This window comes from Pseudomonas sp. FSL R10-1350 (assembly GCF_009600525.1).
Lineage (GTDB): Bacteria > Pseudomonadota > Gammaproteobacteria > Pseudomonadales > Pseudomonadaceae > Aquipseudomonas > Aquipseudomonas helleri.
In genome coordinates this window covers 17,061-28,940 of sequence record NZ_WIVR01000063.1, presented here as the reverse complement: position 1 = coordinate 28,940, position 11,880 = coordinate 17,061, and the positions used below count along the sequence as shown (strand labels likewise).

General features: G+C 60.8%; 10 protein-coding genes. 3 read left to right on the top strand and 7 right to left on the bottom strand.

What is annotated here, in order from left to right; translation table 11 throughout:
* From GHO25_RS21220 to GHO25_RS21210, 3 genes are all read left to right on the top strand, one after another.
* On the top strand, positions 1–1,023 hold a 1,023-nt coding region (locus tag GHO25_RS21220), incomplete at its 5' end, for a dihydrolipoamide acetyltransferase family protein (protein WP_153392242.1).
* An 8-nt stretch (positions 1,024–1,031) separates the two neighbouring features.
* Complete coding sequence (gene lpdA, locus GHO25_RS21215; RefSeq protein ID WP_153392240.1) at positions 1,032–2,429, top strand: dihydrolipoyl dehydrogenase; 1,398 nt, start codon at positions 1,032–1,034, stop codon at positions 2,427–2,429.
* 67 nt (positions 2,430–2,496) lie between these two features.
* Entirely contained in the window at positions 2,497–3,276 is a 780-nt protein-coding gene (locus GHO25_RS21210; RefSeq protein ID WP_048367727.1) for an acetoin reductase, read from the top strand.
* A 71-nt stretch (positions 3,277–3,347) separates the two neighbouring features.
* Here GHO25_RS21210 and GHO25_RS21205 read toward each other — a convergent pair whose 3' ends face one another.
* The 7 genes from GHO25_RS21205 to GHO25_RS21175 form a co-directional block, all read right to left on the bottom strand.
* Complete coding sequence (locus GHO25_RS21205) at positions 3,348–3,698, bottom strand: DUF6124 family protein (RefSeq protein WP_153392238.1); 351 nt, start codon at positions 3,696–3,698, stop codon at positions 3,348–3,350.
* A gap of 535 nt (positions 3,699–4,233) precedes the next feature.
* A complete protein-coding gene (locus tag GHO25_RS21200; RefSeq protein WP_372240959.1) occupies positions 4,234–4,428 on the bottom strand; it encodes a DUF6124 family protein in 195 nt (64 codons plus the stop codon).
* Positions 4,429–4,852: 424 nt separating this feature from the next.
* Complete coding sequence (betI, locus tag GHO25_RS21195) at positions 4,853–5,500, bottom strand: transcriptional regulator BetI (protein WP_153332961.1); 648 nt, start codon at positions 5,498–5,500, stop codon at positions 4,853–4,855.
* 139 nt (positions 5,501–5,639) lie between these two features.
* Positions 5,640–7,085, bottom strand: a complete 1,446-nt coding sequence (locus GHO25_RS21190) for a cytosine permease (RefSeq protein ID WP_048367724.1) — start codon at positions 7,083–7,085, stop codon at positions 5,640–5,642.
* A 65-nt stretch (positions 7,086–7,150) separates the two neighbouring features.
* A complete protein-coding gene (locus GHO25_RS21185) occupies positions 7,151–8,335 on the bottom strand; it encodes an iron-containing alcohol dehydrogenase (protein ID WP_178110174.1) in 1,185 nt (394 codons plus the stop codon).
* Between the two features lie 10 nt (positions 8,336–8,345).
* Positions 8,346–9,842, bottom strand: a complete 1,497-nt coding sequence (locus GHO25_RS21180) for an aldehyde dehydrogenase family protein (RefSeq protein WP_178110173.1) — start codon at positions 9,840–9,842, stop codon at positions 8,346–8,348.
* 348 nt (positions 9,843–10,190) lie between these two features.
* Entirely contained in the window at positions 10,191–11,837 is a 1,647-nt protein-coding gene (locus tag GHO25_RS21175; protein ID WP_153392232.1) for a CapA family protein, read from the bottom strand.
* Between the last annotated feature and the right edge of the window lie 43 nt (positions 11,838–11,880).

The window sequence follows — 11,880 nt, the reverse complement described above, 5'->3', positions numbered from 1 at the left end:
GAGCTGGGCATCGACCTGAGCCGTGTCACCGGCACCGGCCCCTCCGGGCGCATCAGCGTGGCCGATATCGAGCAGGCCGTGAAGGACCACGGCGGCAAGGTCGCCACCCTTCAACCGGCACAGCGGGCAGACAGCCCGGCGCGTTCGCGAGCCGATGACAGCCAGATCGTGGCCACCCCGTTGGCGCGGCGTCTGGCGGCCAAGCTGGGGGTTAACCTCAACGATTGCCGTGTGACAGGCAGCCGTGGCCGAGTCAGCAAGGTCGACGTGCTCGAAGCCCACGCAGCGCAAAACCCGGTGGCGGAGGCACCCGCACAAGCGGCTGCGCAGGCCCCGGAGGCCGAAGTGCTGTCCATGAACGGCATGCGCAAAGCCATTGCCGCGCGCCTGCAAGAGTCCAAACGCACGGCGCCGCACTTTCGCTTGCAGGCCGACCTGGACCTTGAAGCGCTGCTGGCGCTGCGCAGTGAAATCAATGCCTCGGCCCCGGCGGTCAAGCTGTCGGTCAACGACCTGTTGATCAAGGCAGTTGGCCTGGCGCTGGTCAAAGTGCCCGACGTTAACGTGCAGTTCGACGAAGCGCGCCAGGCCGTGCTGCGCTTCAAAGACGCCGATGTGTCGGTGGCAGTGGCGTTGCCCGGTGGTTTGATCACGCCGATCGTGCGTCAGGCCAATCGCAAAAGCCTGTCGAGCATCTCGCAAGAAATGCTCGACCTGGTGACCAAGGCCAAGGCAGGCACGCTCAAGCCCGAAGAGTTCCAGGGCGGCACGTTCAGCATCTCCAATCTGGGCATGCTCGGGGTCAGCCAGTTCGACGCCATCATCAACCCGCCCCAAGGCGCGATTCTGGCCATTGGCGCAGGCGAGCAACGGGTGGTCGCGCATAACGGCCAACCCGCCGTGCGCACGCAAATGACCGTGACCTTGTCGTGTGATCACCGGGTGATTGACGGTGCGCTGGGGGCTTTGTTCCTCAAGGAACTCAAGCGTCTGGTGCAGACCCCCAGCCTGATGATGCTCTAGGAGCCACCATGACCGATAAATACGATGTACTCGTCATCGGCGGTGGCCCCGGCGGTTACGTGGCGGCCATTCGCGCCGCCCAACTGGGCCTGAGCACGGCCTTGGTCGAGCAGCAGCACTTGGGCGGCATCTGCCTGAACTGGGGCTGCATCCCCACCAAAGCCATGCTCAAGGGCGCCGAAGTCGGGCACACCTTGAAGCACCTCGACACCTTCGGTTTTAGCGCTGACAACATTCAGTTCGACATTGCCCAACTGGTCGCCCACAGCCGTGGGGTTTCGCGCAAATTGACCGGGGGCATTGCCTACCTGCTGAAGAAAAACGCCGTCAAGGTCATCGACGGGCGTGGCCGCGTCAGCGCCAAGGGCGTGGTCACCGTTACTAGCGACACCGGCGAGGCGCAGTACCAAGCGCGGCACATCATCCTCGCCACCGGCGCGCGGCCAAGGCCGTTGCCGGGGCTGGTGGCCGACGGGCAAAAAGTCTGGAGCTACTTCGACGCCCTCGTGCCCAAGACCGTGCCCGAGTCGCTGCTGGTGATCGGTTCGGGCGCCATCGGCGTCGAGTTCGCCAGCCTGTACAGCGACCTCGGCAGCCAGGTGACGCTGGTCGAAGTGGCCAAGCAGATCATGCCGGTCGAAGACCACGACGTCGCCAGCCTGGTGCAGCGCGAGTTCGAACAACGCGGCATTCGCGTGCTGACCCAAACCAAAGTCAGCGCGGTACATGGTGAAGTCGGCGCGCTGCACTGCCGGCTCACCCTCAGCGATGGCAGCGAGCAGACCATGCACGTGGCACAAGTGTTGTTGGCGGCGGGCATTCAACCCAATACCGAAGACATGGGCCTGGAAGCGCTGGGCGTGGAGTTCGACAAAGGCTTTATCAAAACCGATGCGTGGTCGCGCACCAGCGTGGCCGGGCTGTATGCCATCGGCGACGTGGCGGGGGCGCCGTGCCTGGCGCACAAGGCCAGCCACGAAGGGGTGATTTGTGTCGAGAAACTGGCGGGCGTAGACGGCGTGCACCCGCTCAACAAAAGCCGCATTCCCGGCTGCACTTATGCCCGGCCCGAAGTCGCCAGCCTGGGGCTCACCGAAGCGGCAGCGCGCAGCAAAGGCCACAGCATCAGCGTCGGTCGTTTTGACTATCAGGCTAACGGCAAAGCGCTGGCCATGGGCGAAAGCACCGGCTTTGTGAAAACCATTTTTGACAGCGAAACCGGTGAATTGCTGGGCGCCCACATGGTGGGCCCGCACGTGACCGAACAGATCCAGGGTTTTGGTATCGCCCAGGCGCTGGAGGCCACCGACGCGGAGCTCAGCGAGGTCATCTTTGCCCACCCGACGCTCAGCGAAGCCATGCACGAAGCCGTGCTGTCGGCCAGAGACCGTGCGCTGCATCAATAGACACGCCAGCGGTCTGGGCTATGGTTCAGACCGCTGATCCTGCTAACGGTTGAAAGGAGTCCAACGAATGAAACTCAGTGGAAAAGTTGCATTGATCACCGGCGCGGCACAAGGCATTGGCCGTGGCATCGCCTTGCGTCTGGCCAAAGAAGGCGCCGACATCGCGCTGGTCGACCTCAACCCGGAAAAACTGCGCCACGTGGCCGAAGAGGTCCAGGTGCTGGGCCGCAAAGCCAGCACCTTCGTGGCGGACGTGGGTGACCGCGAGCAAGTCTTCCAGGCCGTTGAACATGCCCACAGCACGCTGGGTGGGCTGGACATCATGGTCAACAACGCGGGCATCTCGCAGGTCAAGCCGCTGCTGGACGTGACCGCCGAAGAAATCGAACGCATCTACCGCATCAACGTGCAGGGCACTTTGTGGGGCATTCAGGCGGCGGCCGAGAAATTCCAGGCGCTTAAACGCACCGGCAAAATCATCAACGCGTGCTCCATTGCGGGCCATGAAGGTTATGCCTTGCTGGGCGTTTACTCCTCCACCAAATTCGCCGTCCGTGCCCTGACCCAGGCGGCGGCCAAAGAGCTGGCGGTACACGGCATCACCGTCAACGCCTACTGCCCGGGCGTGGTCGGGACCGACATGTGGGTCGACATCGACAAACGCATGTCCGAAATCACCGGCGCGCCGATTGGCGCCACCTACGATAAATTCGTCAACGGCATCGCCCTGGGCCGTGCCGAAACCCCGGAAGACGTCGCAGCGTTCGTCGCCTACCTGGCCAGCCCGGACGCCGACTACATGACCGGCCAGGCCCCGCTGATCGACGGCGGCTTAGTCTTCCGCTAACCCCCACAGGCTGTCACTCGCGATCTTTTAATCTTCAAAACGCGCCTGCTTGCACTCAGGCGCGTGCTGCTTTAATGCGTCGTTACACCATCCAGCGACTTGTCCACATACGCCTTGGCCAGCTCCACCAGGTGCATGCAGGACAACACCAAACTGCGCGAATGCCCGCTCAAGCCATTCCCCGCCTCACTCGCCGAAGCGCCCGCGCAGCGCAACAAGTCTGACGCCTGGGCCAAAGCCGCTTCTAAATTGACGCTGTCCGGGATGGCATACGTGGCCTGATCCACGTGCCGTGGAGGCTTATGGTCGTGCAGGTAGTAATCGAGGGCGCGTTCGGTGGCTGCACGGTCTAACGACAATGCCTCGCACTGAGCAGCAGTTTGCGGGGTTAAAGCTGGGGGATCAGGAACAATTTTTTTCATAGGTACAACTCCATGTGGACATAAGGAGCTGTCACCTGTCGCGACTAAACGAATGGGTGGCAGCCATGCGCAGGTTAGTCGACCGGTCACACGGAAACCCGGCGCGCCACGAAGGGCGCCCTGCGCACGGCCACCATAAAACGCAGGCCGAAAAAAAGCGCCTCGCGGAGGTGGCGCCATGCGCCGTGTGACACGTCGGGCGACTAAACCCAACCGCTGATTTGCAGCGATGGGCCGAGACTATTCCCCGAATGGCACAGGCACAAGCGAACGGAAGTTTCTAGGATGTTTCCCCGGATTGAAAGGGAAGCGTCGTACGAAATGGCTGATTAGCAACCTCTGTAGTCGCTGCCGCAGGCTGCGATAAGGGCCGCAGGACCTTCAAAAGCGGTGTCGCTGCGCAACCCATCGCAGCCTCGCTCCGCTCGTCAGCGACTACGGGGTTTGTGGGGGCAGTTCAATCTGTAGGAGCGAGCTTGCCTCGCGATCTTTTGATCTTCAAAACGCGCCTGCTTGCACTCAGGCGCGTGCTGCTTTAGTGCGTCGTTAAACCATCCAGCGACTTATCCACATACGCCTTGGCCAGCTCCACCAAGTGCATGCAGGACATCACCAAACTGCGCGAATGCCCGCTCAAGCCATTCCCCGCCTCACTCGCCGAAGCGCCCGCGCAGCGCAACAAGTCTGACGCCTGGGCCAAAGCCGCTTCTAAATTGACACTGTCCGGGATGGCATACGTGGCCTGATCTAAAAGAATGGGTGGCAGCCATGCGCAGGTTAGTCGACCGGTGCACTCGGAAACCGGCGCGCCACGAAGGGCGCCCTGCGCACGGCCACCATAAAACGCAGGCCGAAAAAAAGCGCCTCGCGGAGGTGGCGCCTTGCGCCGAGTACATGTCGGGCGACTAAACCCAACCGCTGATTTGCAGCGATGGGCCGAGACTATTCCCCGAATGGCACAGGCACAAGCGAACGGAAGTTTCTAGGATGTTTCCCCGGATTGAAAGGGAAGCGTCGTACGAAATGGCTGATTAGCAACCTCTGTAGTCGCTGCCGCAGGCTGCGATAAGGGCCGCAGGCCCTTCAAAAGCGGTGTCGCTGCGCAACCCATCGCAGCCTTCGTGCCTCGGCAGCGACTACATGCAGTTCGGCTGTTAAACCGTCAGCGGTTGGGCCGCTTTCACAAACATCTGCGCGGTGGTGATGCAGCATTTTTCGGCTTTTTTGGAGCTGAAGGCTTTGTGGTCCAGGGCCCATTCCAGCCAAAAACCGTCTATCAAGGCGGTGATGGTCAGGGCCGCGCTTTTGGCGTCGATGTGGGTGCCGTTTTCACGGGCGATGTCGTTGAACACCGCTTCGAGTTCTTTGCGGTAGTCGGCGTAGAGCTTTTTGTTCAGTGCCCGCAACTGCTCTGATGACACCGCCGCCCCCCAGAAACCCAGCCAGGTGGTGAGGATGAATTCGTTGAAGATCTGCCCCCGGAACGAGGAGCGAATAATCGCCAGCAAGCGGTCTTCGGATGAGCCGTTCTGGTTGGCCAAATATTTGCGGGTTTCTTCGCGTAGCTGGTCGGTCAGCGCCTGGTAGGTCGACAGCATCAGCTCTTCCTTGCTGGAAAAGTGATGGCCGATCAAACCAATGGAAATACCCGCCTGTGCGCAGATTCGCTCCAGCGTGCAGCCGCTGTGGCCGTACTGCGTGATGCATTGCATGGTGGCTTCGATGATCGCCTTGCGTCGCAACTCCGGGTCTATGCGGGTTCGGCGCTTTTTGAGCTCAGGCACTGCGGCGTCACCACTCATTCATCCATTCTCCGACACTAAAATCGACGCTTAAAAACAGGGCGCCAATTTAGCAACTTTTTGTCGGGCGAGTGGCAGGAATTAGTCGCGGTGGCGGTTCACGGCCCGTGGCAGGCAGTGAACCGCGTGCACGCGGTGATCAGTGGGCGGGTAAACCGGCTTCGAGGTCCTTGTCCAGATGGTCGATTTGCGACAGTTCCTGCTGGATGTTCTGCGAGCGGCACAGCCACCAGTACACCACGCCCGAAACGAGCAACCCGACGATCATGCTCACGTCCGCACCGTCGAGCAGGGTGGTGACGTAGCCGGTGTACAGGCCGGTGCTGGAGAACGGCAACATGGCAACAAAGCCCGCGACGTAAGCGCCGATGCCTCGCCAGTTCCAGCGCCCGTAAATGCCGTTGGGCTTGAAGATCTCGGTGATCGAGAACTTGCCGTGGCGCACCTTGTAGAAGTCCACCAAATTGATGGCCGTCCAAGGCGTGAACAGGTACAGCAGGATCGCCAGGAAGTCACCGAAGTCCTTCACGAAGTTATCCGACGCGGTCATGGCGATGGCGATGGCGGTGCCGCCCACGATCAACATCGACACGATACGTTTGAGCAACGTTGAGGTCTGGCTTTTAACCGTGTCGGCGATGCTCAGCAGGGTGATCGAGGCGCCGTAAAAGTTCTGCGCCGCGCTGGTGACCAAACTGAGTACAGCCAGAATCAACAAGATCTCGCCAAAGCCGCTGAACAGCGTGTTCCCCAGCATGACCAAGCCCTTGGCCAGGTTCTGCCCAGGGCTCAGGGCCGCAGCCAGGGCGCCGATCAGCATCATCCACACGCCGCCAATCATGGCGCCCATGTAGGTCCACCAGAACGACGATTTGACGCTGATATTGGCCGGCAAATACCGCGAGTAGTCCGACACGTAAATTGCCCAGCTCAACTGGTACGCGGCGGCCACAAAGAACTGCGCAAGGAACGGCGTGGCCTTGAAGCCAGACATGCTCAATTGCTCGGCAGGCAGTTTGACGAAGAAAAACAGCCCGATGGTGAACACCACCATCACCGCGATCAGCACAAACGCGAGAAACCGCTGCACCTTGTGGAAGGTGTTGTACCCGGCAATCGCCATGACAATCGCCAGCAGCGAGAAAGCAATGGCCGAGCCGTGTTCCGGTGCGTTGAACAGCTCGTGCAGGGTTTGCCCGACCAGCAACTGGTTGAAGGCGTTGTAGCCCACGTACGTGGCGATGGCCACGACATACACCAGCAGCGCGCCCAGATAGCCGAACTGCGGTCGGGACTGGATCAGTTGTGGCAGGCCCATTTGCGGGCCCTGGGTGGAATGCCCGGCCATGAACAATGTGCCGAATGCGCACCCGAAAAAGATGGCGATGGCCGACCAGAACAGGTTGGCGCCCATGCCGACACCGATGATGCCCACCGCGAGGGTGGTCAGGTGGGCTTCGCCGCAAAACCAGATCGGCCACAAGTGCCAGGCTTTGCCGTGCCGCTCGGCCAGCGGCACATAGTCGATGGAGCGTGTTTCAAGATTAAGCCGTCCTTTGGACGCAGCTTGGGTTGAGTCAGACATCGCGGTGGCACCTTTTTTATTTATTGTGGTTACACGACAAAGCAGGATTTCGGTGTGTCAGGTCATCAGTCGCGAGCGTGGTCGATGGCGTGTGCCAGCAGGATCTTGAGTTGCTCAAGGGAGCTGTCGCGGGGGTTGGTCAAGCGTGCGGGGTCGCCGAGCGACTTGGTGGCCAGCGCGTCGATGTCAGCGTGTTTCACACCCAGTTCCGCCAGGGATTTGGGGATGTTCAGGCTGTCGAGCTTGGCGCAGATGGCGGTGTAGAAGGTTTCAAAATCGGCACCGGGCAGGTCCAGCACCTGCGCCACGGGCTTGAGCCGCGGGCTGATCTCGGCCTGGTTGAAGCGCAGCACCACCGGCAAAATAATCGCGTTGGTCAGCCCGTGATGGGTGTTGTAGGTCGCGCCCACCATGTGGCTCAGCGCGTGCACCAGGCCCAGGCCCTTAAGAAATGCCACGCCCGCCAGGCACGAACCGATGAGCATTTTGCCCCGGGCTTCGAGGTCTTGGCCTTGCTGCACGGCGGTGTCGATGGAGTGCCAGAGCAAGTCCAGCGCCTGCAACGCTGCGCCGTCGCTCAGCGGGTTAAAGGTGGGCACAAAGTAGGCTTCCAGCGCATGGATGATGGCGTCGAAACCGGTCCAGGCGGTGAGGTTGGCGGGCAGGCTGCGGGTCAGTTCCGGGTCCAGAATGACCGCTGACGGCCGCGCCAGCGGGTGCCAGACACAACCTTTGATGCCACGCCGGGTGTCGGTGACCATGGCCGTGCTTTCGGTTTCGGCGCCGGTGCCTGCGGTGGTCGGCAGGGTGATGACCGGCGGGAAGTCTTGCGCACGAAACCCGGCAGGCACCGGCTGATCGAAGTCAAAGGCCCACAGCTCGCAACGCTTTTGGCGGGCAATCAACGCGATGGCTTTGGCGCCGTCCAGGCCGCTACCGCCGCCCAGGGCGATGATGCCGTCTGCGTCCCAGGCCTGATAAGCCTGCGCACCGGCAACAATGGTGCTGTCGGTCGGGTTGGGCTCAATGCCGCCGTACAGGCCGCAGGCCAGGCCGGCATCGTTCAAAGCGTGCTGCAACTCGGCCACGAATGGCAGGTTCAACGAGCCTTGGTCGGTGATGATAAAGGGCCGCGAGATACCAAATTGATTGCACAGGGCGGCCAGTTCATGACGGGCGCCGGGGCCGTATTCCATCGGCAGTGGCACGGTCCACTTTTGTGGGAGTAACGCTGAAAGAGTGTTTTGCACAGGACTCACCTTAACGGCAACGCAGGATGGTGGATTTCAACTCGGTGTATTTGCTGAGCGCGTGAACCGAGTTGTCCCGGCCATTTCCCGACTCTTTAAAGCCGCCGAACGGGAAGTTCATGTCCACCAGTTCGTCATAGCAATTGACCCACACGGTGCCCGCTTTCAAACGGCGCGTGGCCGTGTGGACCGTGCTGATTTCAGACGACCAGATCGCCGCTGCGAGGCCGTATTCGGTCTGGTTGGCGATGGCGATGGCTTCGTCCAGCGTGTCGAACACAATCACCACCAGCACCGGGCCGAAGATTTCTTCGTTGGCGATGCGTGCCGAGGCGTCCTTGGCCAGGAAGATTGTCGGCTCCAGGTACGCGCCCGTCCCGGCCAGTTGCAGGGTGCGCCCGCCTCGCAGCAAGGTGGCTTCTTGCCGGCCGATGTCCAGGTACTGATTGATCTGCTGGAGCTGCCCGCCGTCAATGATGGCGCCGGTGACGGTGGCAGGGTCCAGCGGGTGGCCGGGCTGATACGCCTGCGTGGCGTGCATCAATTCGCTGAGCAGGGTGTCGGCAACGGAGCGCTGCACCAGCAGGCGAGAACCTGCGCTGCACACCTGGCCCATGTTGGCGAAAATGGCGGCGGCGGCCGAGCGGGCGGCCTGGGGGATATCCGCGCAGTCGGCCATGACGATATTGGCCGACTTGCCGCCCAGCTCCAGCCACACGCGCTTGAGGTTCGATGCGGCGGCATTTTTGGCGATTTCGCGACCCACCTTGCCCGAGCCGGTGAAGGCGATGCAGTCGACGTCCGCGTGCAGGCTCAAGGCCCTGCCGGTGTGCCCGTCGCCACTGAGCACGTTAAACACACCCGCCGGGATGCCCGCTTGCAGGGCGAGCGCGGCAATGCGCAGCGCGCTGAGCGGGGTTTTTTCTGAAGGCTTGAGCACCACGCTGTTGCCTGCGGCCAGGGCCGGGGCGAACTTCCAGGCGGCCATCAACAGCGGGTAGTTCCATGGCACAACGGCAGCGACAACGCCCATGGGTTGCTGGGTCACGGTGCCGAAAAACTGCGGGTCGGTGGCCGGTACTTCGCCGTGCACCTTGTCGATCAGTTCGGCAAACCAGCGCAGGCAATAAATCGTGCCGGGCAGGTCACCGCCCAGGGTGTCAGCGATGGGTTTGCCGCTGTCCAGAGACTCCAGCAAGGCCAGCTCTTGGGTGTGTGCTTCGAGCAACTGCGCCCAGTTGAGCAGCAGCGTTTTGCGTTCACGGGCAGAAAGGGCCGACCACACCCCGGCTTCAAAACTGCGACGGGCAGCGGCCACGGCCAGGTCGACATCGGCACTGGCGCACTGCGCCACCGACGCCAGCGGCGCGCCGTCGATGGGGCTGAACGAGGTAAACGTGGCACGGTTTTGGGCATCGACATAAGCGCCATCAATAAACGCCCGGCCTTCAATGGGCAGCGTTTGGGCTTTGTCGAGCCAATAGGTTCGATCTTTTGACTCTGGCACAGCAACACCTCGATTTATTCTTGTCAGGCTGAGGCAATGCTAGGCAATACTGAAAATATCTTCAATAGTGGTTTGGTGCTTTACTGAAATTATTTTCAGTTGTTTTGTCCGTGAATGCTGGCCATAACCCACCTGTAGGTGCGAGCTTTTCTCACGATCTTTTGAGTTTTCAAGGGGATATGACGACTGCTGCGCAGCCGATCGCAGCCTCGCTCCGCTCGTCAGCGACTACGGGGATTGTGGGGGTATGGAGGTCATCTGTAGGAGCGAGCTTGCTCGCGAGCTTTTAAGATCAAAAGATCGCGAGCAAGCTCGCTCCTACAGATAGGTGGTTATAAGGGGAGGGCGTTACGCGTCAAAACGCTGGGCGATGCTCGAAAGCGGCGACAGGATGTCGTTCCACACTTTGTCGCGCAGGTGCGGCAACTGGCTTATTTCCAGCTCGGTCAGGCCAAACTCAGTCGGCCTTTCCAGCACGTCGAAGAACTTGACGATGCGGCAGTTGAAACGCTTGTTCCCCAAGTCTTGATTGACGATATACAGCGGCAACGCCTGCAAATTGAACAGCCCGGTGGAGCCCTTCACCTTGCCGATGTTGAACTTCACGCTGTAGGCCAGTTTGGAGTTGCGGCTTTCGGGGTGGTAGCTCACAAAGTCTCCGAACGCGTAGATCACCAGCGCGTCCTGTTTGCCGGTGCGCGGGATCAACTGCGCGGGCTGGCTGACATGCGGGTGGTTGCCCAGAATCGTGTCGACGCCGCATTCAATCACCTTGTGCGCCGCATCGACGATATTGACGTGGGGGTACATTTCGAACTCCCAGCCCCAGTGGCAGTAAGCGATGATCCAGTCCGCGCCCTTGGCCTGCGCCGCTGCGACCTGCTTTTTGATCAGGGTGTAATCAGGTGGCGGGTTTACATCGTTAAAGCGTACTTCGTTGGCCAGGTAAGACTTGCCCTCGGGCACCAAGTGGCCGTTGAGGTCAAAGGTGTAGGCCAGCAGCGCCACCTTGATGCCGTCTTTTTCAAAGATCACCACCTCGTTCTGCTCGGCTTGGCTGGCGGCCGTACCGGCATACAGCGCGCCCGACCTTTTGAGCACGTCGAGGGTGGCCAGCACGCCCGATTCGCCATAGTCCATGGCGTGGTTGGTCGCGGTGCTGAAGAAGTTGATTTTGGCCTCGTGGCGGAACTTGTCGAACATGGCCTCGGACGTGTTCATCCGCGCCGGTTCGCCGGGCTGCTGGTTACGGCCGGGTTCCTGGTTTTTGTCCACCGTGGATTCGAGGTTGGCGCTGACAATGTCGGCGCTGCTGTAAAAGTCGGTGATCGCATCGAACAAGTGCTCGGTGTTTTCTGGCGTCAGCACATCCACCGCAAGCAAATCCCCGGCGCACGACACCGACACCGAAGCAATCGTGCTGTCAGCGTCTGGCGACGGGTCTGTCAGGTTGAAAAACTCTAAGCGCTGGGACGCGAAAAACGCTTCCAGCCCCGAGCCTACTTCAGCGACCTCCAGCTGATTGAACCAGTACCGGTACACCCACTTGAGCTTTTCGAATGCACTGCCCGAAATGTTGTACACCCCTGTTTCAGGCTGCGGGTAATGGAACTGGTCATAGCAGATGTAGCTCGCCAACAGCACGCCAAGCCGGGCCAGGGTGCGCTTGTCCTTGAGTTTCTTAAGCGAAGGCGGTAACTCGCCGAAGCCCGGATCGACAAAAATCTCATCCAGGGCGATGTCTGCGGCCGAGCCGATCAGTTCCGGCAGCAGCGGCTCAACCTTGGCCCAGACCTTCAGCGGGTCGTGTTGCGCCACCCAGCCAAACAGCTCACGCGCGCATTCAAGCTCTTCGGGGGTGAGCGTCTCTACAGGCTTTAACTCCCCCAGCGCCACACGCTGAAGGGTGGTGGTGATCTCATCGCCATGCTCATCAAGTGTGGTCTTGATCTGTTGCATGATCTGTCTTAACGCTTCCGTCAAATACGCATTCATCCTGAATATCCTTTTTGTCTTGAGGGGTGACTCTATCGACGGC

Bases quoted from the DNA above. Each gene is read 5' to 3' on its own strand.
- GHO25_RS21190 (WP_048367724.1), bottom strand. From the start codon at position 7,085: ATGTCTGACTCAACCCAAGCTGCGTCCAAAGGACGGCTTAATCTTGAA.
- GHO25_RS21205 (WP_153392238.1), bottom strand. From the start codon at position 3,698: ATGAAAAAAATTGTTCCTGATCCCCCAGCTTTAACCCCGCAAACTGCT.
- lpdA (WP_153392240.1), top strand. From the start codon at position 1,032: ATGACCGATAAATACGATGTACTCGTCATCGGCGGTGGCCCCGGCGGT.
- betI (WP_153332961.1), bottom strand. From the start codon at position 5,500: ATGAGTGGTGACGCCGCAGTGCCTGAGCTCAAAAAGCGCCGAACCCGC.
- GHO25_RS21210 (WP_048367727.1), top strand. From the start codon at position 2,497: ATGAAACTCAGTGGAAAAGTTGCATTGATCACCGGCGCGGCACAAGGC.
- GHO25_RS21175 (WP_153392232.1), bottom strand. From the start codon at position 11,837: ATGAATGCGTATTTGACGGAAGCGTTAAGACAGATCATGCAACAGATC.